The organism is Paracidovorax wautersii, from assembly GCF_900113035.1.
GTDB classification, from domain to species: domain Bacteria; phylum Pseudomonadota; class Gammaproteobacteria; order Burkholderiales; family Burkholderiaceae_C; genus Paracidovorax; species Paracidovorax wautersii.
Window position 1 is genome coordinate 307,980 of record NZ_FONX01000004.1, and the last position, 26,048, is coordinate 334,027.

Sequence of the window (26,048 nt, forward strand, 5' to 3'; positions counted from 1 at the left end):
ATGCGCGCCGGGTTCGCCCGGCGATCCCATCCGCCACCGATCTGCCAGCGATCCGTTCATCGCAGGAAACCCGCTTCGGCGGGTTTTTTCATTTCCGGCACCAAATGCCCGGCGGCCTTGGGCAGGCGCTTTCAGCCTACACCGGCGCGGCGGGGCGCCCCAGAGAATCGCCGCCATGCTGAAAACTGGCCGCACTCTGGGAGTTGTGATCCTCACCTTCGTCGTGACTGCGGCCCTGGGCCTGCTGGCGCTGAACTTCACCGCCGGCGAGAAGAAGGTGCAGCAGCAGCTGCCGCGCCTCTACGGCAGCTCCAGCCCTCAGTTCGACCGGGCCATGGGCAACCTGCTCGGGCCGGGCGTGCTGGGCGGCAACGAAGTGACCGACCTGCAAAACGGCGACCAGATATTCCCGGCCATGCTCGCCGCCATCCGCGCGGCGCAACGCACCGTCACCTTCGAAACCTACATCTACTGGTCGGGCGACATCGGCCAGCAGTTCGCCGATGCGCTGAGCGAGCGCGCCCGCGCGGGCGTGAAGGTGCATGTGCTGCTCGACTGGGTGGGCAGCGCGAAGATGGACGACAGCTACCTGGCCGAGATGCAGCGGGCGGGCGTGCAGATCGAGAAGTTCCACAAGCCGCACTGGTACAACCTCGCCCGCCTGAACAACCGCACGCACCGCAAGCTGCTGGTCGCGGACGGCAAAGTGGGGTTCACGGGCGGTGTCGGCATCGCGCCGCAATGGACGGGCCACGCGCAGGACCCGGAGCACTGGCGCGACACGCACTACCAAGTGCGCGGCCCCGCCGTGGCGCACATGCAGGCCACCTTCCTCGACAACTGGCTCAAGGTGACGGGCCGGGTGCTGCACGGCGACGACTATTTTCCGGCCCTGGCGGCGGTGGGGCCGCACCGGGCGCAGATGTTCTCCAGTTCGCCGTCGAGCGGCAGCGAAAGCATGCAGCTCATGTACCACATGGCCATCGCGGCGGCCGAGCGCAGCATCGACCTGTCGGCCGCCTACTTCGTGCCCGACGAGCTGACCCGCCGGCTGCTGGCCGAGGCGCTGCAGCGCGGCGTGCGCCTGCGCATCGTCACGCCGGGCGAACATACCGACACCGAAACGGTGAAGGCCGCCTCGCGCGGCACCTGGGGCCCGTTGCTCGCCTCCGGCGCCGAGATCTACGCCTACGGGCCCACCATGTACCACTGCAAGGTGATGATCGTGGACCAGCGCATGGTGTCGGTGGGTTCGACGAATTTCGACAACCGCTCGTTCCGCCTGAACGACGAGGCGAACCTGAATGTCTATGACGAGGCCTTCGCGCAGCGCCAGACCGTGGTGTTCGAGCAGGACATCGCCCGCTCGCACCGGGTGACGCACGAAGAATGGCTCGACCGGCCCTGGACGGAAAAGCTGGGCGAGAAGGCCGCGGGGCTGCTGGAGTCGCAGCTGTGAGTGGGTGCTGTTAGAAAAGCCCCTCTCACAAGGTTTGGGGTGATTTAGCCCCGCAGCGCGCTTCCCATCTGGGCTTTATGCTATTTATTTCGTAGCGGATGGCGGTGCGGCATCCACGAAGGCCACCACGTCGTCCAGCACCGGCGCGATCCAGTGCAGCGGCCAGGCGAAGGCGCCGACGAGGGTCGTGTGGCTGGCGCGGGAATACATCTTCAGCGTGACAGGCACGCCGGCCGCCTCCAGCTTGCCGGCCATCTGCCGGGTGCTGCGTTCGGGGCTGACCAGCTTGTCCTCGGTGGCCGCTCCCAGGAAGGTGCGGGGCGCGCGGGCATTCGCGAAGTCGATCGGCTGGGTGTTCGGCGGGTAGTTCGGGTGGAAGAAGACGGCCTGCGCATCGGGGTTGTCGGTGGGCAGGAAGTCGTACGGCCCGGCCAGCCCGATCCAGCCGGCCAGCTCGCGGGGCTGGTGGCCGGTGGGCTGCAGCCAGCGCCCGTCCAGCGCCACCATGGCCGCGTTGTAGCCGCCCGCGCTGTGGCCCATCACGAAGACGCGCCGCGGGTCGCCGCCCAGCCGGGCGGCGTTTTCCAGCCCCCAGGCCACGGCCTTGGCGCTATCGACCAGGAAGTCGGGGTAGCGCACCTCGGGGTAGAGCCGGTAGTCGGCCACCAGCGTCAGAACGCCGCGTGACGCCAGGGCCTGGCCCAGGAAGCGGTAGTCGCCGCGCTCGCCGCTGGTCCAGGAGCCACCGTAGAAGAACACCACCACCGGCCAGCCCTGCGCGGGCGCGGCCGATGCGGGGCGGTACACGTCCAGCTGCTGGCGGGGCAGGGCGCCATAGGCCACGCCGGATTGCAGCGTGCTCCCGCCCGAGGGGCTGAGTGCGTTCAGTGTGCCGACGGCACTGCAGCCGCCGAGGCAGGCCGCGAGCGCCAGCGCGCCGGCAAGATAGAGCGCGGAGCGCTTCCAGGAAGTTCGTCGGGGTGGGGTCTGCAACAAGAAGATCTCCAGTCAGTGCCTTGCCTCAAGGGCGGCTGCGGGGGGCGGGGCGTGGATGTCTGCGCCCGAGCAGTGTCGCCGCGAGGCCACGGCTTGCGCGTCGGAGCGGATGCCGCGAACCGGCGGGGCGCCGTCCCGTGCCGCAGGGCCTGAACTTACGGCGTCTGCCGGAGTCGCAAGGCGAGGATGCAGGCGCGGGCCTGGCCGCCTTCCTTCCCTTTTACGAAAGAACCTGCACGATGGACCAGCCGATCGCACGCAAGCCGTCACGGCATCGTCCCCAACCCCGCGCCGGCGGCTGGTGGGCTTTTTCGCTGCTCGCCTTGCCCCTGCTGGCGCAGGCTGCGGGAGGCGGCCTGGGGCTCAAGATTCCGCAGCAAGCAGGGCCATCGCCGTCGGCCTTCATCCTCACCTGCGATTGCGGGACGGCCGCCCAGCGCGAGCGCGTGGCCCAGGCCGTGCGCCAGCAGGGCGGCCGGGTGCTCTATCACTACAAGGAACTCCATGGCCTGGCAGTGGCGCCGCTGCACAAGGAGAACGCGGCGCGCTTCGAGCAGGCGCTGCGCCGCATTCCGGGCGTTATCGCCGTGCGGCCCGAGGGCCTGGGCTACCCGGCGAGCGGGCCCTCGCGGGTGGATTGAGGGCGGTGCCGGCAGCGCCCCCGTGGCCGGATCAGAGCCAGGGCGACCCGGGCGCCGGCACAGGCTGGACGGTGAATTGCGGCGAGCCGCCCAGCACGAAGCTGCCCAGAATCAGGCTCAGCAGCGCCATGAAGATGCTGGCCCAGAAGGCCGTCCAGAAGCCGTCGATGTGAAAGCCGCTGACCAGCTTGCCCACCAGCATCAGCACCAGCGCGTTGATGACCAGCAGGAACAGCCCGAAGGTCAGCAGCGTGAGCGGCAGCGTCAGCACCACCAGCAGCGGGCGCACCACGGCATTGGCCAGGCCCAGCAGCAGGGCCGCCACCACCAGGGCGCCGGTGCTGCCGAAGCGCAGCCCCTTGAAGACATGGCTGGCCACCCACAGCGCGAACGCGGTGATGGCCCAGTGGAGCAGGAAGGGGGTGAGGTCGGTGAGCATGGCGCAGGGATGGGCTGGGGTGGTTGGGGCGGCTCGGGCTCACTTGCCCCAGCTGTCCTTCAGGCCGGTCACCCGGTTGAAGACCGGCTTGGCGGGCGTGTGGTCGTTGCGGTCGGCGACGAAGTAGCCGAAACGCTCGAACTGGAACTTGCCATCGGGCTGCGCCTGGGCCAGCGATGGCTCCACGTAGCCCGTGACGACCTTGAGGCTGTTCGGGTTGAGCAGGGTCAGGAAGTCCTTGCCGCCGGCGTCGGGCTGCGCATCGGTGAACAGCCGGTCGTAGAGGCGCACCTCGGCCGGCACGCCATCGGCCACGCCCACCCAGGTGATGGCGGCCTTGACCTTGACGCTGTCGGCGCCGGGCGTGCCGCTCTTGGTGTCGGGCACGACGGTGGCCAGCACCTGCGTGATGCGGCCTTCGGCGTCTTTCTCGCAGCCGGTGCATTCGATGACGTAGCCGCCCTTCAGGCGCACCTTGTTGCTGGGGAAGAGGCGCTTGTAGCCCTTGGGCGGCGTTTCCTCGAAGTCCTCGCGCTCGATCCAGACTTCCTTGCCCAGGCTGAAGCGGCGCACGGGCGCCTCGGTGCCTTCGGGCGGGTGGGGCAGGGCGGGAAGGCTGCAGGCTTCGAGGTGGCCGGGGGCGAAGGCCTCGTCCCAGTTGGTCAGCACCAGCTTGACCGGGTCCAGCACGGCCATGCCGCGGTGGGCCTTGTTCTCCAGGTCTTCGCGCAGCGCGCCTTCGAGCGTGCTGTAGTCGATCCAGGAATAGTCCTTGGTCACGCCGATGCGCTCGCAGAACAGGCGGATCGCCTCGGGCGTGTAGCCGCGCCGGCGCAGGCCCACGATGGTGGGCATGCGGGGGTCGTCCCAGCCGCTGACGATGCCGCTGTCCACCAGGTGCTTGAGCTTGCGCTTGCTGGTGATCACGTAGGTCAGGTTCAGGCGGGCGAATTCGTACTGGCGCGGCTGGGGCGCGGCGATCAGGCCGCCCTCGCGCAGGCGGTCCAGCAGCCAGTCGTAGAACGGGCGCTGGTCTTCGAATTCGAGCGTGCAGATGCTGTGGGTGATGTGCTCCAGCGCGTCCTCGATCGGGTGCGCGAAGGTGTACATCGGGTAGATGCACCACTGGCTGCCGGTGTTGTGGTGCTCGGCATGCTTGATGCGGTAGATGGCCGGGTCGCGCAGGTTGATGTTGGGCGAGGCCATGTCGATCTTCGCGCGCAGCACGGCGGCGCCGTCGGGCAGCTGGCCGGCCTTCATCTCGCGGAAGCGGGCCAGGTTCTCGGCCGGCGTGCGGCTGCGGAAGGGGCTGTCCACGCCGGGCTTGCTGAAATCGCCCCGGTTGGCGCGCATCTCGTCGGGCGTCTGCTCATCGACGTAGGCGTGGCCGTTCTCGATCAGGTACTCGGCCGCGCGGTACATGAAGTCGAAATAGTTGCTGGCGTAGTAGAGGTGCTCGGCGCTGCCGTCCGCCGCCTTCCAGTCGAAGCCCAGCCAGTGCACGGCATCGACGATGGCGTCCACGTACTCCTGGTCTTCCTTCTCGGGGTTGGTGTCGTCGAAGCGCAGGTGGCAGACGCCGCCGTAATCGCGCGCCAGCCCGAAGTTCAGGCAGATGCTCTTGGCATGGCCTACGTGCAGGTAGCCGTTGGGTTCGGGCGGAAAGCGGGTGCGGATCTTGGCCGGATCGGGCTCGCCGGCAGCGTGGTGGGCCGCATCGCCAGGGCTTCCGCCCCAGCGGGCCTGGGCATGCGTGCCCTGGGCCAGGTCGTTTTCGATGATCTGCCGCAGGAAGTTGCTGGGCTTGACGGCGTCTTTGGCGGTGTCTTGGGAGGCGGGGGAACTCATCCTCGCATTCTAGGCGGCGGGCACGCGCGCTCGCCGCCCCGGCCCGTGTTCCGGCAGCGGTGTACGCATGGAAACAAGCGGGGCTACGTCCGGAAACAACATGAAGAGGGCTTTGTGCCATCCTTTCAGGCACCTGGCGCGTTATGGAGATGTTCCAGGTTTTCCGCAGAGGCGCATCAGGGCCCGCAGCCCGTTGAAACGGCCTCTGCCCCATACAAGGAGATTTCCATGATTCGACAACGCCTCTCCCTCTCCGCGCTGGCCGCCTCGGCCGGTGTGGCCCTGGTGTTGCTGACCGCAGGCGGTGCCGCCCAGGCGCACGGCGCGAACTGGTCGGTGGGCATCGGCATCGGCCTGCCCGGCGTGGTGCTGGGCGGTGGCCCCACCTACTACGCGCCGCCGCCCGCCTATTACGTGCCGGCCCCGCGCCCCGTGTACTACGATCCGCCGCCACCGCCCGTGGTCTATGGGCCGCCCCCGCCGCCTGTCTATTACCGTCCGCCGCGCCCGGTGTACTACGCACCGGCCCCCGTGGTGGTGGGCCCTCCGGCCTACGGCGGCTACTACTACCAGGAGGGCTATCGCCGCGGCCCCCACGGCCCGCATGGGCGCGACTGGCGCTGAGCGGGAACGGCAGCGTCTTTGAGCCGACAGAGCGGCCCCGCGAGGGCCGCTTTTTCATGGGCGGATCAGCCGTCCGCCTCATAATTCCGGCATCCGGCCGTCGCCCCGACCCAGGCGCGGCGGCCTTCTTCGCTGCTGGATTCCCATGACCACCGTCTTCGTCCCCCGCGGACTTCACTCCCATCTGCCGAGCGACCCGCGCGCCATCGGCGCCGTGGCCTTGCCGTGACACAGGCCGTGCAACACCCCGAAGTCTCCCGGCTGCAGGCGCAGGCCGAACGCCACGCCACGCCCTGCGGGGCGGGCGAGCTGGTCTGGCACGCCTGGGGCCGTTCCCGGCCCGGCCTGCCGCCGCTGGTGCTGCTGCATGGCGGCAGCGGTAGCTGGACTCATTGGGTGCGCAATATCGAGGGCCTGGTGGCGGCCGGCCGGCAGGTGTGGATTCCCGATCTGCCGGGCTTCGGCGATTCCGCGGTGCCTTCTGGTGGCTCCGATGCCGATGCCCTCGTGGCGCCGCTGGCTGAGGGAATGCGTGCGCTCTTCGGCCCGCAGGCCATCGATCTGGTGGGTTTTTCCTTCGGCGGCATGACGGCGGGGCTGCTGCTGGCCGAGCACCCCGAACTGGCACGCCAGCTGGTGCTGGTGGGCGCGCCCGCCATGGGCGTGGTGCCGTCGCGGCAGTTCGAGCTGAAAGCCTGGCGCCATCTGCCGCCCGAGGCGCAGCCGGACGTGCACCGCTACAACCTGGCCGCGCTGATGCTGCACGACACGGCCCTGATCGACGGCCTGGCCCTGGACCTGCACACCGCGAACGTGCAGCGCGACCGCATGCCGCGCCGCCGGCTGGCGCACACCGACATCCTGGCGCGCTCGCTGCCGCGCGTGGCCTGCCCGGTGCATGCCATCTACGGCGAGCGCGATGCGCTCTACAAGAGCTGGATCACCGCGCTGGAAGCCGCCTATGTGGCCGCCGTGCCGGACTTCCGCGGCTTCGTGCTGATTCCGGATGCCGGCCACTGGGTGCAGTTCGAGCGGCCCGAGGCCCTCCAGGCGGCCCTGCTGGCCGCGCTGCAGGCCGGCGCGCCGGCCTGAGACGCCGTGAACGGAACAGCCGCCATGCCCCGGATCGACGAACGCGAAGTGGAATGGTCCGCCGTGCGCGCCCAGGGCGCGGGCGGGCAGAACGTCAACAAGGTCTCCAGCGCGGTACATCTGCGCTTCGATATTCCCGCCTCGTCGCTGCCCGATGCCGTCAAGGAGCGGCTGCTGGCCCTGCGCGACAGCCGGCTGACGCAGGAAGGCGTGTTCGTGCTCAAGGCCCAGCAGTTCCGCACGCAGGAGGCCAACCGGCTCGATGCCCTGCGCCGCCTGCAGGAGGTGGTGGACAGCGTGGCCCAGGCGCCGCGCGTGCGCCGCGCCACCAAGCCCACCTACGCCTCGCGCCAGCGGCGGCTCGAATCCAAGACCCAGCGCTCCAGCGTCAAGGCCTTGCGCGGCAAGGTGCGGGACTGAGAACGTGTTCACGATCTCCCAAGGGTCGCGCAGCGGTGTGGGCGGGATGGGATGCAAGGCGCGGTGCGCAGTGGATAGCACGGCTATCCACAAGCGCCGCAACGCCGCAGACCGCCAGCCCACACCGCTGCCCTTCGGGTTGGAGCGAAATCGGGCGATTGGAGGCCCCGGCTGCTTGCATGGGCATGAGCCCATGCGGCGCATCCGAAGCATCCACTCATCCCGATTGCGCTCCAACGCGATCCCCTGCGAGATCGTGAACGCGTTCTGAGCCGGGGCAGGGCGCATCCGCAGGGTGCGGATGCATTGGCACAGCGGCGCAGGGCGGTTGCACCCGCTGGGATAGCTCACGCTTTTGCAACGATGTGTCCAAAATCCTTGGGTTGGATTCGCGGGCAAGACTCCTAACATGGGGGACAGAGGAATTCGCCACCATGACCGCTTCCAACGCTTCCAACGCTTCTTTGCCTTCCGCCACCGCTTCCGCTGGCGCCGCCGCCGGCCGCGTGCCGGCGCTCTTCGTCTCCCACGGCTCGCCCATGTTCGCCGTCGAGCCCGGCACCACCGGCCCGGCCCTGGCGCAGTGGGGGGCCGAGCTGCGGGCGCGCTTTCCGGCGCTGCGCGGCGTGGTCGTCATGTCGCCCCACTGGATGGCCCGCACGCCCCAGGTGATGGCGGGCGCGCACCCGGCCACCTGGCACGACTTCGGCGGCTTTCCGCAGGTGCTCTACAGCCTGCAATACCCCGCGCCCGGCAACCCGGCGCTGGCGGCCGAGGTGCTGCAGCTGCTGCAGCGCGCCGGCATGCCCGCCCAGGGCGATGCCGCGCGCCCCTTCGACCATGGCGCCTGGGTGCCGCTGATGCATCTCTTCGCCGATGCCGGCCTGCCCGTGGTGCAGGTGGCGCTGCCGGCCACCGCCGGCCCGGCCGAGGTGCTGGCCATGGGCGCGGCCCTGAGCCGCCTGCGGGGCGATGGCGTGCTGCTGGTGGGCTCTGGCAGCATGACCCACAACCTGTCCGAATTCTTCGGCGGCGCCCGCGAGGCCGCGCCGTATGTGGTCGAATTCTCCCGCTGGATCGAATCCGCGCTGGAACGCGGCGACATCCCCGCGCTGCTGGACTACCGGGCCCAGGCCCCGCACGCCCGCCGGGCGCATCCCAGCGAAGAGCACTTTCTGCCGTTCTTCTTCGCGCTGGGCGCTGCGGGCGAGGACCGCACTCCCCATTACCTCAGCCGCGAAGTGAGCTACGGCGTGCTGGCGATGGACAGCTTCGTGCTGCAGCCCGCAGCGGCGCAATGACTTGCCGGGGCAGGACTGGCGCCTGCCTCCCATCCCTTGTCTCTCTTTCGACCTTCTTTCTTCCTTTCCTTCATGCTGGACCTACCTCTTTCCTTCCTGCACCGCCCGCCCGCCAACGACACGGCCCAGCCCTGGCTGCTGGTGCTGATGCACGGCGTGGGCAGCAACGAGCAAGACCTCTTCGGGCTGGCGGGCTTCGTGCCGCCGGCCTTCCACGTGCTGAGCCTGCGCGCGCCCTACCGCATGGGGCCCAGCGCCCATGCGTGGTTCGAGTTCGCCGTCGAGCCCGATGGCCGCCGCACCATCAACGAGCCGCAGGAGGCCGCGAGCCGCGTGCTGGTGGCGCAGACGGTGGAATCCGCCGCCCGCCAGCTGGGCGTGCCGCCCGAGCGCGTGATCGTGGGCGGCTTCAGCCAGGGCGGCATCATGGCGCTCACGCTGCTGCTGACCCGGCCCGCCCTGGTGCACGGCGCCCAGGTGCTGCACAGCCGCCTGCTGCCCCAGGCCCTGCCGCACGCCGCGCCGGCCCCGGAGCTGGCCGGCAAGCAGCTGTGGGTGAGCCATGGCGTGCAGGACAATGTGATTCCGCTGGCCAGCGCCCACGCCATCCGCGACCATGCCGCCGCGCTGCCGCTGGCCCTGACCTACCGCGAATACCAGAGCCTGCACGAGCTGCGCCCCGACGAGGTGCGCGACGCCATGGCCTGGCTGCAGGCGCTGGCGGTCGGCTGACCGATTTTTCTTTGGGTGCTCTTTTTGCCGTCAGCCCTTGATCCACCTGCGCATGCTGCTATCAAAATGAAAGCGGTGGCGGCGTGCGGGGAACGACCGGCCCATTCGCGGGTCGCACCCAGCTACCAAGGAGAACGCCATGCCTGAACGAGAGCCCGATCCCTACCGCCCGCCGACTCAGCGTTCCGCCGCCTCCGGCCTGCTGCCCGCCGTGCTGGCCGTGGCCATCGCAGCGGGTGCCGGCTGGTGGTTCTGGTGGCGCCCGGCCCATGCGCCCGTGGCGCCGCCGGTCGCCGCCGCGCCCGAGCCCGCCGCGCCGGCATCGGCGCCAGCCTCCGCTCCGGCAGAGGTCGCCTCCGGCCCGCAGAACCCGGTCGATGCGCTGGCCGCCCCGGCGCCTTCGCTGCCCGCGCTGGCCGATTCCGACGCCTACGTCGCCAAGTCGCTGAACGAGTTGCTCGGCGCGCAGAAGGTGGCCTCGTTCCTGCAGCTCGACGGCTTCGTGCGCCGCGTGGTCGCCACGGTGGACAACCTGGGCCGGCATACGGCCGCATCGCGCCTCTGGCCGGTGCAGCCCACGCCCGGGCGCTTCCAGGTCGAAGGCCCCGAAGAAGCCGCCACGCAGACCATCGCGCCCGCCAACGCGGCGCGCTACGGCGCCTTCGTGAGCTTCGCCGAGGCCCTGCCGCGCGAGGGCGTGGTCACGCTCTACGCGCAGCTCTACCCGCTGTTCCAGACCGCCTATGAAGAGCTGGGCTACCCGGGCAAGTACTTCAACGACCGCCTGATTGCCGTGCTGGACCAGCTCATCGCCACGCCCGAGCCCAAGGGCCCGCTGCAGGTGCAGCTCACGCATGTGCAGGGCGAGGTGCCGTCCACACGGCCCTGGGTGCGGTATGAGTTCGCCGACCCGCAGCTGCAGGCCCTTTCCAGTGGGCAGAAGGCGCTGCTGCGCATGGGGCCTGACAACGCCCGGCGCCTGAAGGCCGTGCTGTCCGACCTGCGGCGCCGGCTGGCGGCGGGGGCCGTGCCGCCCCGGGCCGCTGCGTCGGCCGCCAGCGCCGCTCGCTGACCGGCCCGCGGCCTTCCTCCATTCCCCGCCGATTGTTTGATCGTTCACCAGGCTACAGCCATGCCCCTTTTCATCGCCATGAACCGCTTCCGCATCGTCCCGGGCCGCGAGGACGAATTCGTCGAGATCTGGCGCCAGCGCGACAGCCACCTGGCGCAGGTGCCGGGCTTCCAGTCGTTCCACCTGCTGCGCGGCGAGACCACGGCGGAGCACACGCTGTTCGCATCCCACACCGTGTGGGCATCGCGCGCGCATTTCGAGGACTGGACGCGCTCGGAAGCCTTCCGCGCCGCGCACGCCGGGGCCGGGCAGAAGCGCGACCTCTACCTCGGCCCGCCGCAGCTGGAGCTGCTGGACGCGGTGCTGTAGGCCCTCGGTACGGCTTCGGCGGGATGCCTGGCCGGGCGAAGCGCCGTGGCGGCCGTCAGTGCGCGGGCAAGGGCAGGGCGGTCTTGTAGCGCACCTGCTTGAGCGCGAAGCTGGAGCGGATCTTCTCGATGCCCGGAATGGGCGTGAGCTGCTCCAGGATGAAGCGCTCCAGCGCGCCGATGTCGGCCACCGCCACGCGGATCAGGTAGTCGGAATCGCCGCTCATCAGGTAGCACTCCATCACCTCGTCGTGCTCGGCGATGCGGCGCTCGAACTGCGCCAGCGCCTCCTTGGCCTGCGATTTCAGGCTGATGCTGATGAACACGTTCAGCCCCAGGCCCAGCGCGGCGGCGTTGGCCAGCGCCACGTAGCGGGCGATGACCCCCTCCGCCTCCAGCGCTTTGACGCGGGCCAGGCACGGCGATGGCGAGAGATGCACGCGCCGCGCCAGCTCCACGTTGGAGAGCGATCCGTCGGCCTGCAGCGCCGCCAGAATGCGGAGATCCATGGTGTCGAGCTTCATGTGCTGCAGTTTAGGCAATGTGCGGCACGACATGCTGCGGTTTCGGGTTTCCCATGATGCATATCGGCCGCCCATGCTGCGCTGCGGCCGATAGAGTGGCCCGCATGAACGCCCCACTGCCCCTTCACGCCCTGGCCCCCGATGCCGCCGCCCAGGCCGGCGCTCCCGATATCGATCCGCAGGAAACCGCCGAATGGCGCGAAGCCTTCCTGGCCCTGGTGGCCACGCAGGGCCCCGAGCGCGCCCGCTTCGTGCTGGACGAGCTGGCGGCCCTGGCGCGCCGGCAGCGCACGGGCTGGCAGCCCACGCTGAACACGCCCTACGTCAACACGGTGGCGGTGGAGTCGCAGCCGGTGTTCCCGGGCGATCTGGCCATCGAGGAACGGCTGGCTTCCCTCATGCGCTGGAACGCCCTGGCCATGGTGGTGCGCGCCAACCAGGCGGAAACGGGCGGATCGAGCGAGCTGGGCGGCCACATCGCCAGCTACGCCAGCGCGGCCGACCTGTTCGAGGCCGGCTTCAACCATTTCTTCCGCGCCCGCGAAGGCACGGGACCCGGCCAGCACCGGGGCGATCTGGTGTTCTTCCAGCCGCACAGCGCGCCGGGCGTCTATGCGCGGGCATATCTCGAAGGGCGGCTCACCGAGCACGACCTGCAGCATTACCGCCAGGAGATCGCCGCGCCCGCGGTGGGCGCACAGGGCCTCTCCAGCTACCCGCACCCCTGGCTGATGCCGGACTTCTGGCAGTTCCCCACGGGCTCCATGGGCATCGGGCCGATCAGCAGCATCTACCACGCGCGCTTCATGCGCTACCTCACGCACCGCAACTTGCTCGATTGCCAGGGGCGGAAGGTGTGGGGCGTGTTCGGCGACGGGGAGATGGACGAGCCCGAGAGCATGAGCGCGCTCACGCTGGCCGCGCGCGAGGGGCTGGACAACCTGGTCTGGGTGGTCAACTGCAACCTGCAACGCCTGGATGGCCCGGTGCGCGGCAACGGCCGTATCGTCGATGAGCTGGAGCGGCTCTTCGCCGGCGCGGGCTGGAACGTGGTCAAGCTGCTCTGGGGCAGCGACTGGGATGGGCTCTTCGCCCGCGATCTGACCGGCACGCTGGCCCGCACCCTGGGCGGCACGGTCGATGGGCAGATGCAGACCTTCGCTGCGAAGGACGGGCGCTACAACCGCGACCATTTCTTCGGCCAGTCGCCGGAAATGGCGGCGCTGGCGCAGGGCCTGACCGACGAGCAGATCGACCGCCTCAAGCGCGGCGGCCACGACCTGGTGAAGATCCACGCCGCCTACGCCGCCGCCGCCGCCCATCGCGGCCAGCCCACGGTGATCCTGGCCCACACCAAGAAGGGCTACGGCATGGGCACGGCCGGGCAGGGCAAGATGACCACGCACAGCCAGAAGAAGCTGGATGAGACCGACCTGCTGGAATTCCGCAACCGCTTCAACCTGCCTTTGAGCGACGAGCAGGCCACGGGCCTGGCCTTCTACCGCCCGGCCGAGGACAGCCCCGAGATGCGCTACCTGCGCGAACGCCGTGCCGCCCTGGGCGGTGCGCTGCCGCGCCGCGAGACCGCCTGCGGCGTGGTGCCCGTTCCGCCCGTGGAGCAATACGCCCAGTTCGCGCTGCAGGCGCAGGGCAAGGAGATGAGCACCACCATGGCCTTCGTGCGCATGCTGGGCGCGCTGCTCAAGGATGGCGAGCTGGGCCCGCGCATCGTGCCCATCGTGGCCGACGAGGCGCGCACCTTCGGCATGGCGAACCTCTTCAAGCAGGTGGGCATCTACAGCAGCCTGGGCCAGCGCTATGCGCCCGAAGACATCGGCTCGGTGCTGAGCTACCGCGAGGCGCTGGACGGCCAGATCCTGGAGGAAGGCATCAGCGAGGCCGGCGCCATCGCCAGCTGGACGGCCGCCGCCACCAGCTACAGCGTGCATGGCCTGGCCATGCTGCCCTTCTACATCTACTACTCCATGTTCGGCTTCCAGCGCGTGGGCGACGCCATCTGGGCCGCTGCCGACCAGCGGGCGCGCGGCTTTCTGCTGGGCGCGACCTCGGGCCGCACTACGCTGGGCGGCGAGGGGCTGCAGCACCAGGACGGCTCCAGCCACCTGGTGGCCGCGACCATCCCCAACTGCAAGGCCTACGACCCGGCCCATGCGGGCGAGCTGGCCGTGATCATCGATGCCGGCATGCGCGAGATGCTGGTGGAGCAGCGCGACGTGTTCTATTACGTCACGCTCATGAACGAGAACTACGCCCAGCCCGACCTGCCGGCGGGCGCGGCCCAGGGCGTGCTGCGCGGCTGCTATGTCTTCGATAGCGCCAAGCCCTTGCCCGATAAGGGGCAGGGCACGGTTGCGCCTCAAAGCCACGTCACGCTGCTGGGCTCGGGCGCCATCCTGACCGAGGTGGTCAAGGCGGCGGCGCTGCTCGCGGCCGAGGGCATCCAGGCCACCGTGGTCAGCGTGACCAGCTGGAGCGAGCTGGCCCGCGAAGGCATCGCCTGCGAAGCGCGCGCCCTGGCCGGCGAGGCCGATGCGGGCACGCCCTGGATCGCCCAGGTGCTGGCAGGCACCGCCGGCCCGGTGATCGCCGCGAGCGACTACGTGCGCGCCGTGCCCGAGAGCGTGCGCGCCTTCGTGCCGGCCGGCCGCCGCTATCTCACGCTGGGCACCGACGGCTTCGGCCGCAGCGACACGCGGGCCGCGCTGCGCAGCCATTTCGGCGTGGATGCGGCCCACATCGCGCAGGCGGCGCGGCATGGGTTGCGGGCGGCCTGAGCGGTTGGCTGCCAGGCAGGCGCGGGGCTGGTTTTCTCAGAAGGAAATCAGCCTGCAGCGCTTGATGGATCAGCGCTTTTTGCTATCGTTGATATAGCAAATCAGGCCGCTTCGGCCGGCCGGAAGAACGCATCCAGCAGCGGCATGAGCGTGGGAAATTCCTGCGCGAAGCGATCGCGGCTCACGAAGTAGGCCTCGCAGGCCACGGCGAAGAATTCGGCCGGCGCGGTGGCGCCGTAGGCGTCCAGCCAAGGCACGGCGCCGCCGAAGCGCTCGGCGATGATGACCTTCTCGCGGAAGTCCGCATAGGCCGGTGTCCAGGCGTCGTGCCAGAGCGCGCGTGCGGCGCGGCTGTCGGCTGTGCCCATGAAGCCGGCGGGCAGGGGCGGGGAGCCATCGGCCGCGCCGTCCTGCATGTCGAGCTTGTGGGCGAATTCATGGATCACGACGCTGGTGCCGCTGCCCTGGTGGCCGTCGGCCGCATGGGCCAGCGAGCGGCCGGCCTGGTCCACCGCGGGCCAGCTGAGCATGACGGGGCCGCGCTGCATGGCCTCGCCCAGCAGCACCTCGTCGTAGTCGTGCACCACGCCGGCTTCGTCCACCGCCTGGCGGCGGGCCACGGCCTCGCCGGGGTGGATGACGATGCCCACGAAATCGTCGTAGCAGTCCAGCGCCCGGGCCGGATCGCCCCAGTGCAGCAGCGGCAGGCAGGCTTGCGCGGCGATGGCCACCGCCATGGCATCGGTCACCTGCAGGCCGTGGGCGCCGGTGAATTCCTTGCGCCGCAGAAAGAGCGCGCTCAGGGCGCGCAGCTTGGCCTGGTCCTGCGCGGGCAGGGCGGCGAGGAAGCGGTAGTGCGACAGCGTCTGCAGCCAGAGCGGCGCATCGATGTCGGGCACGGGCGCCAGCGTGGCGCGCAGGCGGTTGCCGAGGCGGCGAAAGAGGTGTCGCAAAGGGGCGGGCATGCCCTTAGCTGGGGATGAGGTCCACGCGTTCCAGGCCCTGGGCCGAGAGCCGCAGCAGGCCGGCGCGCGGGGGCTGGGCATCCAGGTCCCAGTCGGTCAGCACGTGGCGGCTGAGGGCTGGGCGGCCGTCGCCCGCGGCGCGCAACACATGGTCGGCAGGCCGATGGGTGTGGCCGTGTATCAGCGCGGGCGCATCGGCGGCCTGCAGCCAGGCCTGGGCGGCGGCGGCGTCCACGTCGGCATAGAAGCCGGTGCCCGACTGCTTGCGCGATTCGCTTTCGGCGCGGGCGCTGCGGCCTTGCGCGCGGCGCTCGGCCAGCGGGCGCGCCAGCAGCTGGGCCTGCCACTGCGGGTTGCGGGCCACGGCGCGAAAGCGCTGGTAGTCCACATCCTGAAGGCAGAGCGCATCGCCGTGCGAGAGCAGCCAGCGCCGGCCCAGAAAGCCGAGCACGGTGGGGTCGTCCAGCAGCGTGACGCCGCAGTGCCGGGCGAAGCCCTGGCCCACGAGGAAATCGCGGTTGCCGTGCAGGAAGAAGAGGGCGGTGCGCCGGGCCGCGCGCTGCAGCAGTTCGCAGCAGGCGCCTTCGAAGCTGCCGGGCTCGTCGATGGCGTCGTCGCCCACCCAGACCTCGAAGACGTCGCCCAGCAGGAAGACGGCGTCGGCCGGCGTGGCGGCCAGGTAATCGGCGAAGGCCTGCACCGTGGCCGGGTGGGCCGCATCCAGGTGCAGGTCGGAAACGAAATCGACCGCGCGCCAGCCGGAGGGCGCGACGAGCTCGCGGACGTCTGGCACGGGAGGGTTCATGGCGCTGGGGGCAGGGCGGAGTGCATTCGCGCCAGGCCGCGGCCTTCGCTGATCGAAGGGCCGCGGAGCAGGCCAGGCCAGCAGACGCCGCAGAACCGGCTTCGCCGGGCTGCTGGCGTCGTCCCCCTTGGGGGGAAGGCGCGAAGCGGCTCAGGGGGGTTAAATGGCCACGGCCTTTTCGATGATGACGTCGTCCTTGGGCACGTCGTCATGGAAGCCCTTGCGGCCGGTCTTCACGCCCTTGATGGCATCGACGATCTCGGTGCCCTTGACCACCTTGCCGAAGACGGCGTAGCCCCAGCCCTGGGCCGAGGGAGCGGTGTGGTTCAGGAAGCCGTTGTCGGCCACGTTGATGAAGAACTGGGCGGTGGCCGAGTGCGGGTCGCTCGTGCGGGCCATGGCCACGGTGTAGTTTGCGTTCTTCAGGCCGTTCTGGGCTTCGTTCTGGATGGGCGCATCGGTGCCCTTCTGGTTCATGCCGGGCTCGAAGCCGCCGCCCTGGATCATGAAGCCGGGGATCACGCGGTGGAAGATGGTGTTGTCGTAGTGGCCCTTCTTCACGTAGGCCAGGAAGTTCTCGGTGGACTTGGGCGCCTTCTCGGCGTCGAGTTCCAGCGTGATGACGCCGTGGCCGGCGATGTGCAGTTCGACTTGGGGGTTGCTCATGGGAGGTTCCTCTGTGAAGCAGGGGGCCGCTGGGGCCCGTTGACGAAAGGGGGGAGGGAGAAGAAGTGCGCGGCCCGGGCCGCCCGCCGCGTCAGGCGGCAGCGGGCGCTGGGGCGCGCCGCTTACTTGACGATGGTGGCCGAGCGGATGACGACCGGCGTGGCCGGCACATTCTGGTACATGCCCCGGCTGGTGGTTTCCACGGCCTTGATCTTGTCCACCACGTCGGTGCCCGAGATCACCTTGCCGAAGACGGCGTAGCCGTTGCCTTCGCCGTTGGCGTTGAGCATGGCGTTGTCCTTGACGTTGATGAAGAACTGCGCGGTGGCCGAGTCGGGGTTGCTCGTGCGGGCCATGGCGATGGTGTAGGGCTCGTTCTTCAGGCCGTTGTTCGCTTCCAGCGGAATCGGCGCGCGCGTGGGCTTTTGCTGCATGTCGGGCGTGAAGCCGCCGCCCTGGATCATGAAGCCGTCGATCACGCGGTGGAAGACGGTGCCGTCGTAGTGCTTTTCCTTCACGTAGGCGAGGAAGTTCTCGACCGTCCTGGGCGCCTTGGCCGGGTCGAGCTGCACGACGATGTCGCCCATCGAGGTGGCCAGCCGCACCTTCGGAGCTGCCTGGGCGCTCTCGGCTGATGCTATGGAAAACGTAGCTGCCAGCGCCGTTGCAGCAAGCGCCAGGGCGGTATTTCGTCTGGAAATCATCCGATCACTCCTTCGAAGAATATCTGCCACTGGTTGCCCTTGCGCATCCAGTACTGGCGTTTGACGGGGCCGGTGCGGGCGCCCACGGGCACCTCACCGAAGGTCACGACCATCGTGTCGGCCGAATCCGTCCAGCGCAGGTAAGACTTGTCCTTGAGTTGAAGTTCCCGGCCGCGCAGCGCGCGCGACTCGGCTTCCAGGCTGCGGCTCCAGGTGGCCAGCGGCATCTTGCCGTAGCTCTCGAAATTGGGCGCGTAGAACGACAGCAGGCGCTGCATGTCGCCCTGCGACTTGGCGGTGCGCCAGGCATCGAGCACGGCCTCGAACTTCTGGCGCTCGGGCTGCAGGCTCTGCGGCTGCACCCATTGCAGCTGGCGGGCGATGACCACCGGCGTGGTGCGCGGCTCCACCGTGCGCAGGATGCGCTCCAGGTCGGGGTTGGCCAGGGCCAGGCAGCCGTCGGTCGCCAGCGGGGCGCGGGAGAACTGCTCGGGCGGCGTGCCGTGCAGCCAGATGCCGCCACCCGTCTTGCCCCGGCTCTGGTCGAGCGGGCTGGGGTAGTTGATGGGCAGCGCGCCGGAGCCGTAGAAGTCGGTCAGCTTGGCCGGGTCCAGCCGGCTGGTGATGTAGTACACGCCCAGCGGCGTGCGCTGGTCGCCTTCCAGCGTCTTCTCGATGCCGAGCTTGCCCACCGAGGCGTAGTAGTCGGCGATCAGCTCCATGCCCTTGCCGGTGTTCTCGAAGAGATACAGGCGCGAGCGCGAGGCATCGACGGCGATCGCGTGGCGCGTGCGCGCCGAGATCTCGAGGAACTGGCTGGGCACGGTGCCTGCCGGCGGGCGCACGCGCAGTGCGTCCGTGCGCTGGCGCGATTCGGCGCGCAGCTCGGCCAGCGTCTCGCCGGCCGGGCGCGGCGCTGCCGCCTCGGCCGCGGTGGCCGGGGGCACGTCGCCCATCTGCTTGAGCCCGCGCACCCGCGAGGTCAGCAGATCGCCCAGCGCGAGCTGCGCCAGCTGGAAGTTGGGGTGGTCGCGCACCAGGCTCTCGGCCTTGGCCAGCGCCTCGCGCGTGCGGCCTTCGCCGGTCAGCCGGTAGATTTCGAGCAGGCGCTTTTCGGCCTCGCCATCTTTCAGCGCGGCCGCGGCCGTCGGGGTGGCCGCCGCAGTGCGCTTGGCGGGGTGGTGCGCGCCCATCTGGCGCAGCTTGTCGCCCTGCGCATGCAGGCTGGGCGCGGCGCACAGCGCAGACAGGGCCAGGCCGGCCGCGAGGCTGCGCGCGGCCCACGCAGGCGCAGGCCTGCCCGGGGTGCGATCAAGCGCTTGCGCAGGGCTCGGCGAAACGGAAAAACGGGGAGAGGGGCGCAAGCGCCCTAGAAGCCGCAACAACCCCGGTCAACCGCCAGTGGCTTCGCGAACGATGACCCAGCGGCCACCGTTGTTCACCAGTTCGAGCGTCTTGCGGCTGTTGACGTTGTAGCTGCCGGAGCTGTAGCTCTGGCGGAACTTGGCCTGGGCCTTGTTGCCGTTCACGGTCACATGCAGGTCGTTGATGCCCACGTTGATCTTGGCACGGCCCACGATGCGCTCGCGGCGTTCCTTCTCCCAGGCAGCGCGGCTTTGCTTGCCGGGCGTGTAGGACTTCTCGTAGGAATCCAGATAGCCGGCCATGTTCTGGTTCTCCCAGGCCGTGGCCCAGGCGTGCACGGCGTGGGTGACTTCCTTCTCGGCCGCCGTATTGGCACTGACGGCTGCAGGAGCCGGTGCGGGCGCGGGCGCTGCGGCAGGTGCCGGGGCCGCTGCGGGCAGCGTGGTGGGCGCAGGAGCCGGGGTGGGGGCGGGCGCCGGTGCGGCCGGCTTGGGTGCCGGCGCCGGAGCGGGCACGGGCGCAGGTGCGGGAGCCGGAACCGGCGCAGGTGCCGGAGCGGGCGTGCGCGCTGCGGCGACAGTCGTCTTCGGCGCGTTGGAGAACAGTTCGCGGATCAGCGCGAGCTTGGGCTTGACCGAGCTGGCGTTGCTGCCGTCGAGCTGCAGCGCCTTGTTGTAGGCTTGGCTGGCCAGCTTGGCGTAGATGTCGCCCAGGTTCTCATGGGCCGTGGCGTAGCTGGGGTTGGTGCGGATCGCCATTTCCAGCGCCGTGCGGGCCTTGTCCAGCTGGTTCTGGCTGGCGTAGAGCACGGCCAGGTTGTTGTAGGGCTCGGGCAGCTCGGGGTAGTCTTCCGTCAGCTTCGTGAAGGTGGCCACCGCGTCGGACGGCTTGCCCGAATCGGCCTGTGCCACGCCGCGCAGGAAGCGCAGCTGCGGGTCGCGCGGGTTCGCTGCCAGGCGCTGGTCGGCCTTGGTCAGCGCTTCTGCCGCCTTGCCGGAGCGCAGCAGCTGCGTGATGTCGGCATAGTCATCCGCATGGGCCAGCGGTGCCCCCAGAGCGGCCGATAGCGCGATCAGGCGCAGGAAATGGGGGAGGGCGCGGAGGGCAGGCTTCATGGACGGATACAGGAGTTAGATCGGTGTCGAGCCGTAACGAGGCTTATACTGCGGCGGATTGTAGCTGAGGGGTTTGCGATGCTGGCGCGCTGTTGCCGCTTCAAGCCCCCGGGGTGCAGCGTTGCCGCATCTGCCCCCGCAACCGCGCGCCCGGACGACCCTGCGCGTGCCTTTTGACCACTGGGGTCAGCTGCACATCCCCAGACCCTGACTGATATTCCCGATGAGTTTGCGTATCTACAACACGCTGTCGCGTGCGTTGGAAGACTTTGTTCCGATCGAGCCCGGCCACGTGCGCATGTACGTGTGCGGCATGACGATCTACGACCTGTGCCACATCGGCCATGCCCGCATGATGATGGCCTTCGACGTGGTCCAGCGCTGGCTCAAGAGCAGCGGCCTGCGCGTGACCTACGTGCGCAACATCACCGACATCGACGACAAGATCATCCGCCGCGCGGTGGAGCGCGGCATCACCATCCGCGAGCTGACCGACGAGATGATCGCCGCCATGCACGAGGACATCGGCAAGCTCGGCATCGAGCCGCCTTCCATCGAGCCGCGCGCCACCGAATACGTGCCGCAGATGCTGGCGCTGATCGGCAAGCTGCAGGACAAGGGCCTGGCCTACCAGGGCAGCAGCGGTGACATGAATTACGCGGTGCGCAAGTTTCCCGGCTACGGCAAGCTCTCTGGCAAGTCGCTGGACGAGCTGCGCGCCGGCGAGCGCGTCGCCGTGCTCGAAGGCAAGGACGATCCGCTCGACTTCGTGCTCTGGAAGTCCGCCAAGCCCGAGGAGCCGCCCGAAGCCAAGTGGGACAGCCCCTTCGGCACGGGCCGCCCCGGCTGGCACATCGAATGCTCGGCCATGAGCTGCGCCACGCTGGGCGAGAGCTTCGACATCCACGGCGGCGGTGCCGACCTGCAGTTCCCGCACCACGAGAACGAGATCGCCCAGAGCGAAGGCGCCTCGGGCAAGCCGCTGGCGGCCTTCTGGGTCCATAACGGCTTCGTGCGCGTGGATAACGAGAAGATGAGCAAGTCGCTCGGCAACTTCTTCACCATCCGTGACGTGCTGGCCAAGTACGACGCGGAGACCGTGCGCTTCTTCATCGTGCGCACCCATTACCGCAGCGCGCTCAACTACAGCGACGCGCATCTGGACGACGCGCGCCAGGCGCTCAAGCGCCTCTACACCGCGCTGAGCCTGGTGGCTCCGGCGGACGTGGCCGCCATCGACTGGATCAACCCCTTCGCCGCCCGCTTCAAGGCGGCCATGGACGAGGACTTCGGCACGCCCGAGGCCGTCGCCGTGCTGTTCGAGCTGGCGGGCGAGGTCAACCGCACCCGCTCCGCCGAGGCCGCCGGCCTGCTCAAGGCGCTGGCCGGTTGCCTGGGGCTGCTGCAGGGGGACCCGCAGGCCTTCCTGCGTGCCGGCGCCACGGCGCTGGATGAGCAGGCGATCGAGGCGCTGATCGCCGCCCGCGCTGCCGCCAAGGCCGCGCGCGACTTCGCCGAGGCCGACCGCATCCGCGCCCAGCTCCTGGCCGGCGGCATCGTGCTCAAGGATTCGGCCGCAGGTACGACCTGGGAGGCCGCGCAATGAATTTTTTCTTCTTCCTTCAGCTCAATCGGCCGCAGGCGCAGGTGGGATAAGCGGTGGCTCCTAGCAAAAAGATAGTGGCGTCGGACATGGCGCCGGCAGCGCTCGCGCCCGATTACTGGACCGAGGCCTGCAAGCACCTCATGAAGCGCGACCGCGTGATGAAGCGGCTGATCCCCGAGCTGGGCGACGTCGCGCTCAGCCAGCGCGGCGATGCCTTCACCACGCTGGCGCGCAGCATCGTCGGCCAGCAGGTGTCGGTGGCTTCGGCGCAGAAGGTGTGGGACGCCTTCGCCGCACTGCCGCAGGCCATGACGCCGGCCAACGTGCTCAAGCTCAAGGTGGACGACATGCGCGCCGCAGGCCTGTCCGCCCGCAAGGTGGACTACCTGGTGGACCTGGCGCTGCATTTCGATTCCGGCCGCCTGCACGTCAAGGACTGGGGCGCGATGGACGATGACGCCATCACCCGCGAGCTGGTCGCCATCCGCGGCATCAGCCGCTGGACGGCCGACATGTTCCTCATCTTCCATCTGGCGCGGCCCAACGTGCTGCCCCTGGACGACGCCAGCCTCATCAGCGGCATCAGCCAGCATTATTTTTCCGGCGACCCCGTCAGCCGCAGCGATGCGCGCGAGGTGGCCGATGCGTGGAAGCCCTGGTGCAGCGTGGCGAGTTGGTATATTTGGCGCTCTCTCGCTCCCCTGCCTGTGGACTACTGATCCGGCGCCTGGGCCTCTTCCCAAGGCGCCGTTTCGTCGCACGTATCTGCAGCACAAAAGACTGGGCACCCCATCCCGCCCAAGGAGAATCAAGTTGGCAAAGAAAACATTCCTGGACTTCGAGCAGCCCATCGCCGAGCTCGAATCCAAAATCGAAGAACTGCGCTACGTGCAAACGGAAAGCGCGGTGGACATCTCCGACGAGATCGATCAGCTCAGCAAGAAGAGCCATCAGCTCACCAAGGACATCTACGGCGACCTCACGCCCTGGCAGATCACCAAGATCGCCCGCCATCCCGAGCGTCCCTACACCATGGACTACGTGGGCGAAATCTTCACCGACTTCGTCGAGATGCACGGTGACCGCCACTTCGCGGACGACCTCTCCATCGTCGGCGGCCTGGCCCGCTTCAACGGCCAGCCCTGCATGGTCATCGGCCAGCAGAAGGGCCGCGACACCAAGGAGCGCGCCGCGCGCAACTTCGGCATGAGCCGCCCCGAGGGCTACCGCAAGGCCCTGCGCCTGATGAAGACGGCCGAGAAATTCCAGCTGCCGGTGTTCACCTTCGTCGATACGCCCGGCGCCTACCCCGGCATCGACGCCGAAGAGCGCGGCCAGTCCGAAGCCATCGGCCGCAACATCTTCGAGATGGCGCAGCTCGAAGTGCCCATCATCACCACCGTGATCGGCGAAGGCGGCTCCGGCGGCGCGCTGGCCATCAGCGTGGCCGATCAGGTCATCATGCTGCAGTACTCCATCTACTCGGTCATCAGCCCCGAAGGCTGCGCGTCCATCCTCTGGAAGACGGGCGACAAGGCCCAGGACGCGGCCGACGCCATGGGCATCACCGCGCACCGCCTCAAGGCCCTGGGCCTCGTGGACAAGATCGTGAGCGAGCCCGTGGGCGGCGCTCACCGCGACGCCAAGCAGATGGCCGCCTTCCTCAAGCGCGCGCTGGGCGATGCCTACCGCCAGCTGGCCGACCTCAAGACCAAGGATCTGCTGGACCGCCGCTACGACCGGCTGCAAAGCTATGGCCGCTTCAACGACACCAAGGCCGAAGCCCGCTGACGCAGCGAGCGGGGCGGCCGTGAATGCGGCGCCCGCCACCCGCCACGAGCGGCCCTGCGGGGCCGCTTTTTACTGGGCGTGCCGCAGGGCAGGGCGCAACGCATGACCCAATCCTTCGATGCCGCCCTGCAGGCCTTCGCCCCCGGCCTGCCGCTGGGCGTGGGCCTGAGCGGCGGCGCTGATTCCACCGCGCTGCTGCTGGCCTGCCACGCGCGCTGGCCGGGGCAGATCGTGGCGCTGCACGTCCACCACGGCCTGCAGGCGGCGGCCGACGGGTTCGAGTCGCACTGCATGGCGCTGTGCCAGTCCCTGGGCATCCCGCTGCGCAGCCAGCGCACCGACGGGCGGCCCCAGCCCGGCCAGAGCCCCGAAGATGCGGCCCGCCGGGCCCGTTACCAGGCCTTGGCGGCACTGGCCCTTGCTCAGCCTGAGCAGCCAGCTATCGACAACATAGCAATCGCCCAGCATGCCGACGACCAGGCCGAGACCCTGCTGCTGGCGCTTTCTCGCGGCGCGGGCGCACCCGGCCTGGCCGCGATGCCCGCCCGGTGGGAGCGCGGCGGCATCACCTGGCACCGGCCCCTGTTGCAGGTGGCCGGCCGCGACGTGCGCGCCTGGCTGCAGGCGCAAGGCGGGGGCTGGGTCGAGGACCCGACCAACGCCGACGAGCGCTACACCCGCAACCGCATCCGGCACCGGCTGCTGCCGGTGCTGGAGGACGTGTTCCCGCAGTTCCGCGATACCTTCGCGCGCAGCGCGGCCCACGCCGCGCAGGCGGGTGAGCTGCTGCATGAACTGGCGGCCATCGACCTGGCCGCGTGCGGCGGGGCGCCACCGCGCATCGCCGCCTTGCAGGGCCTGAGCCACGCGCGGCAGGCGAACGTGCTGCGCCACTGGCTGCGCACCGCGCACGGCGTGGCCGCGTCCACCGCCCAGCTGGCCCAGCTGCAGTCCCAGATCGCGGCCTGCACCACGCGCGGCCACCGCATCCACATCCGCGTGGGCGGGGGCTTCGCCGTGCGCGAGGGAGCGGTGCTCGGTTGGTACAATTCCTAGGTTCTGGTTTCCGGCTTTTGTACAAGCCGGCGGCGCGCCAGAACGCGTGCATTCCTTCCCTTTCTCTTCTTCATCCTTTCGCGCCCGGCCCTTCGGGGCTCGTCAATCCAGAAATCCAATGGCACTGATCGTTCATAAATACGGCGGCACGTCGATGGGCTCCACGGAGCGCATCCGCAACGTCGCCAAGCGCGTGGCCAAGTGGGCTCGGGCAGGCCACCAGATGGTGGTGGTGCCCAGCGCCATGAGTGGCGAAACCAACCGCCTGCTCGGGCTGGCCAAAGACCTGGCGCCATCGCGTGCCAGCTCCGCCTATCACCGCGAACTCGACATGCTGGCCGCTACCGGCGAGCAGGCTTCTTCCGCTCTGCTGGCCATCGCCCTGCAGGCCGAAGGCATGGAGTCGGTGAGCTACGCCGGCTGGCAAGTGCCCATCCGCACCGACAGCGCCTACACCAAGGCCCGCATCGAATCCATCGATGACAAGCGCGTGCGCGCCGACCTCGCCGCCGGCAAGGTCGTCATCGTCACGGGCTTCCAGGGCATCGACGAGCACGGCCACATCACCACGCTGGGCCGCGGCGGCTCCGACACCTCCGCCGTCGCCGTCGCCGCCGCCATGAAGGCCGCCGAATGCCTGATCTACACCGACGTGGACGGCGTCTATACGACCGACCCGCGCGTCGTGCAGGAAGCGCGCCGCCTGGCCACCGTTAGCTTCGAGGAAATGCTGGAGATGGCCAGCCTCGGCAGCAAGGTGCTGCAGATCCGCTCGGTGGAATTTGCCGGCAAGTACCGCGTGCCACTGCGCGTGCTCTCCAGCTTCACGCCCTGGGACATCGACATCGACGAAGAAGCCCGCTCCGGCACGCTGATCACTTTTGAGGAAGACGAAAAAATGGAACAAGCCGTCGTATCCGGCATCGCTTTCAACCGCGACGAGGCCAAGGTCTCCGTCCTCGGCGTGCCCGACACGCCCGGCATCGCCTACCAGATCCTGGGCGCCGTGGCCGAAGCCAACATCGAGGTGGACGTCATCATCCAGAACCTGAGCAAGGACGGCAAGACCGACTTCAGCTTCACGGTGAACCGCGGCGACTACGCCCGCACCATCGACCTGCTCAAGGACAAGGTGCTGCCCGCATTGGGAGCCCAGGAAGTCGTGGGCGACGCCAAGATCTGCAAGGTCAGCATCGTCGGCATCGGCATGCGCAGCCACGTGGGCGTGGCCGCCAAGATGTTCCGCGTGCTGAGCGAAGAGGGCATCAACATCCAGATGATCTCCACCTCCGAAATCAAGACCTCGGTCGTCATCGACGAAAAGTACGTCGAACTGGCTGTGCGCACGCTGCACAAGGCGTTCGAACTGGATCAACCCGCAGCCTGATTGCCTGAAGAGGCCTCAAATTGAGGCATAATAGCGGGATTGGAAACGTGACCGAGTGGCCGAAGGTGCTCCCCTGCTAAGGGAGTATGGGGTGTAGAGCCTCATCGAGGGTTCGAATCCCTCCGTTTCCGCCAGGTACAAAAGCCCCAAGTGATTCATTCACTTGGGGCTTTTTCCTTTTCTGCGGCTTGTTCTGAGCTTGCAAAGCGGCGTCGGTAATTTATTCGCCCGCCCAGTCCGCAGTCGGCGCGCGTGCTGCCGAGGGCTGTCAGAGCCC

At 69.2% G+C, this 26,048-nt stretch carries 26 protein-coding genes and 1 tRNA gene; 17 read left to right on the forward strand and 10 right to left on the reverse strand.

Going from position 1 to position 26,048, the window contains the following annotated elements:
- The coding region (locus BM070_RS25015) for a hypothetical protein (protein ID WP_217648937.1) at nucleotides 1–182 on the forward strand (182 nt) is incomplete at its 5' end.
- A complete protein-coding gene (locus BM070_RS08450) occupies nucleotides 176–1,459 on the forward strand; it encodes a phospholipase D-like domain-containing protein (protein ID WP_092939145.1) in 1,284 nt (427 codons plus the stop codon). The genes BM070_RS25015 and BM070_RS08450, both read left to right, overlap by 7 nt.
- A gap of 84 nt (nucleotides 1,460–1,543) precedes the next feature.
- On the opposite strand, the gene BM070_RS08455 is transcribed toward BM070_RS08450, so the two are convergent.
- On the reverse strand, nucleotides 1,544–2,452 hold the full coding sequence (locus tag BM070_RS08455) for an alpha/beta hydrolase (RefSeq protein WP_092939146.1): 909 nt from the start codon (nucleotides 2,450–2,452) through the stop codon (nucleotides 1,544–1,546).
- A gap of 242 nt (nucleotides 2,453–2,694) precedes the next feature.
- Between BM070_RS08455 and BM070_RS08460 the strand changes: the two genes are divergently transcribed.
- Nucleotides 2,695–3,096 carry a hypothetical protein gene (locus BM070_RS08460; RefSeq protein ID WP_092939147.1) on the forward strand — a complete coding sequence of 134 codons (402 nt, stop codon included), beginning with the start codon at nucleotides 2,695–2,697 and terminating at the stop codon, nucleotides 3,094–3,096.
- 31 nt (nucleotides 3,097–3,127) lie between these two features.
- On the opposite strand, the gene BM070_RS08465 is transcribed toward BM070_RS08460, so the two are convergent.
- Both BM070_RS08465 and BM070_RS08470 read right to left on the reverse strand, forming a co-directional pair.
- Nucleotides 3,128–3,535, reverse strand: coding sequence for a phage holin family protein (locus BM070_RS08465; RefSeq protein WP_092939148.1), 408 nt, complete (start codon nucleotides 3,533–3,535; stop codon nucleotides 3,128–3,130).
- Between the two features lie 39 nt (nucleotides 3,536–3,574).
- A complete protein-coding gene (locus BM070_RS08470; RefSeq protein WP_092939149.1) occupies nucleotides 3,575–5,383 on the reverse strand; it encodes a glutamine--tRNA ligase/YqeY domain fusion protein in 1,809 nt (602 codons plus the stop codon).
- A 228-nt stretch (nucleotides 5,384–5,611) separates the two neighbouring features.
- Between BM070_RS08470 and BM070_RS08475 the strand changes: the two genes are divergently transcribed.
- From BM070_RS08475 to hmuQ, 7 genes are all read left to right on the forward strand, one after another.
- Nucleotides 5,612–6,007, forward strand: a complete 396-nt coding sequence (locus BM070_RS08475) for a hypothetical protein (RefSeq protein ID WP_092939150.1) — start codon at nucleotides 5,612–5,614, stop codon at nucleotides 6,005–6,007.
- Nucleotides 6,008–6,244: 237 nt separating this feature from the next.
- Entirely contained in the window at nucleotides 6,245–7,099 is an 855-nt protein-coding gene (locus BM070_RS08480) for an alpha/beta fold hydrolase (protein WP_245785151.1), read from the forward strand.
- A 24-nt stretch (nucleotides 7,100–7,123) separates the two neighbouring features.
- A complete protein-coding gene (gene arfB / locus BM070_RS08485) occupies nucleotides 7,124–7,519 on the forward strand; it encodes an alternative ribosome rescue aminoacyl-tRNA hydrolase ArfB (RefSeq protein ID WP_092939152.1) in 396 nt (131 codons plus the stop codon).
- A 434-nt stretch (nucleotides 7,520–7,953) separates the two neighbouring features.
- Entirely contained in the window at nucleotides 7,954–8,820 is an 867-nt protein-coding gene (locus BM070_RS08490) for a DODA-type extradiol aromatic ring-opening family dioxygenase (protein ID WP_092939153.1), read from the forward strand.
- 72 nt (nucleotides 8,821–8,892) lie between these two features.
- On the forward strand, nucleotides 8,893–9,552 hold the full coding sequence (locus tag BM070_RS08495) for an alpha/beta hydrolase (protein ID WP_092939154.1): 660 nt from the start codon (nucleotides 8,893–8,895) through the stop codon (nucleotides 9,550–9,552).
- Between the two features lie 139 nt (nucleotides 9,553–9,691).
- Entirely contained in the window at nucleotides 9,692–10,624 is a 933-nt protein-coding gene (locus BM070_RS08500; protein ID WP_092939155.1) for a DUF3014 domain-containing protein, read from the forward strand.
- 60 nt (nucleotides 10,625–10,684) lie between these two features.
- A complete protein-coding gene (hmuQ, locus tag BM070_RS08505) occupies nucleotides 10,685–10,993 on the forward strand; it encodes a heme-degrading protein HmuQ (RefSeq protein WP_092939156.1) in 309 nt (102 codons plus the stop codon).
- 55 nt (nucleotides 10,994–11,048) lie between these two features.
- Here hmuQ and BM070_RS08510 read toward each other — a convergent pair whose 3' ends face one another.
- On the reverse strand, nucleotides 11,049–11,516 hold the full coding sequence (locus tag BM070_RS08510; protein WP_092939157.1) for an Lrp/AsnC family transcriptional regulator: 468 nt from the start codon (nucleotides 11,514–11,516) through the stop codon (nucleotides 11,049–11,051).
- A 104-nt stretch (nucleotides 11,517–11,620) separates the two neighbouring features.
- Here BM070_RS08510 and mdeB point away from each other — a divergent pair, with 104 nt between their 5' ends.
- The gene (gene mdeB / locus BM070_RS08515) at nucleotides 11,621–14,311 is read left to right on the forward strand and encodes an alpha-ketoglutarate dehydrogenase (RefSeq protein ID WP_092939158.1); all 2,691 of its coding nucleotides are present in this window, start codon (nucleotides 11,621–11,623) and stop codon (nucleotides 14,309–14,311) included.
- Nucleotides 14,312–14,412: 101 nt separating this feature from the next.
- On the opposite strand, the gene BM070_RS08520 is transcribed toward mdeB, so the two are convergent.
- The 6 genes from BM070_RS08520 to BM070_RS08545 form a co-directional block, all read right to left on the reverse strand.
- Nucleotides 14,413–15,276 carry a M90 family metallopeptidase gene (locus BM070_RS08520; RefSeq protein ID WP_092939159.1) on the reverse strand — a complete coding sequence of 288 codons (864 nt, stop codon included), beginning with the start codon at nucleotides 15,274–15,276 and terminating at the stop codon, nucleotides 14,413–14,415.
- Nucleotides 15,277–15,280: 4 nt separating this feature from the next.
- Entirely contained in the window at nucleotides 15,281–16,081 is an 801-nt protein-coding gene (locus BM070_RS08525) for a UDP-2,3-diacylglucosamine diphosphatase (RefSeq protein WP_092939160.1), read from the reverse strand.
- Between the two features lie 159 nt (nucleotides 16,082–16,240).
- Nucleotides 16,241–16,747, reverse strand: a complete 507-nt coding sequence (locus tag BM070_RS08530; protein ID WP_092939161.1) for a peptidylprolyl isomerase — start codon at nucleotides 16,745–16,747, stop codon at nucleotides 16,241–16,243.
- Between the two features lie 122 nt (nucleotides 16,748–16,869).
- Complete coding sequence (locus BM070_RS08535; protein ID WP_092939162.1) at nucleotides 16,870–17,451, reverse strand: peptidylprolyl isomerase; 582 nt, start codon at nucleotides 17,449–17,451, stop codon at nucleotides 16,870–16,872.
- Complete coding sequence (locus tag BM070_RS08540) at nucleotides 17,448–18,644, reverse strand: L,D-transpeptidase family protein (protein ID WP_092939250.1); 1,197 nt, start codon at nucleotides 18,642–18,644, stop codon at nucleotides 17,448–17,450. The genes BM070_RS08535 and BM070_RS08540 overlap by 4 nt, the downstream gene beginning before the upstream one ends.
- 198 nt (nucleotides 18,645–18,842) lie before the next feature.
- Entirely contained in the window at nucleotides 18,843–19,931 is a 1,089-nt protein-coding gene (locus tag BM070_RS08545) for a tetratricopeptide repeat protein (protein ID WP_092939163.1), read from the reverse strand.
- 223 nt (nucleotides 19,932–20,154) lie between these two features.
- Between BM070_RS08545 and cysS the strand changes: the two genes are divergently transcribed.
- From cysS to BM070_RS08575, 6 genes are all read left to right on the forward strand, one after another.
- Complete coding sequence (gene cysS / locus BM070_RS08550; protein WP_092939164.1) at nucleotides 20,155–21,537, forward strand: cysteine--tRNA ligase; 1,383 nt, start codon at nucleotides 20,155–20,157, stop codon at nucleotides 21,535–21,537.
- Nucleotides 21,538–21,623: 86 nt separating this feature from the next.
- On the forward strand, nucleotides 21,624–22,256 hold the full coding sequence (locus BM070_RS08555) for a DNA-3-methyladenine glycosylase family protein (RefSeq protein ID WP_434803178.1): 633 nt from the start codon (nucleotides 21,624–21,626) through the stop codon (nucleotides 22,254–22,256).
- Between the two features lie 94 nt (nucleotides 22,257–22,350).
- Nucleotides 22,351–23,328, forward strand: coding sequence for an acetyl-CoA carboxylase carboxyltransferase subunit alpha (locus BM070_RS08560; RefSeq protein ID WP_092939166.1), 978 nt, complete (start codon nucleotides 22,351–22,353; stop codon nucleotides 23,326–23,328).
- A 102-nt stretch (nucleotides 23,329–23,430) separates the two neighbouring features.
- A complete protein-coding gene (tilS, locus tag BM070_RS08565; RefSeq protein ID WP_092939167.1) occupies nucleotides 23,431–24,384 on the forward strand; it encodes a tRNA lysidine(34) synthetase TilS in 954 nt (317 codons plus the stop codon).
- Between the two features lie 118 nt (nucleotides 24,385–24,502).
- A complete protein-coding gene (locus BM070_RS08570; protein ID WP_092939168.1) occupies nucleotides 24,503–25,771 on the forward strand; it encodes an aspartate kinase in 1,269 nt (422 codons plus the stop codon).
- Between the two features lie 41 nt (nucleotides 25,772–25,812).
- Nucleotides 25,813–25,905, forward strand: a tRNA-Ser gene (locus BM070_RS08575).
- The last annotated feature ends 143 nt before the right edge of the window (nucleotides 25,906–26,048 follow it).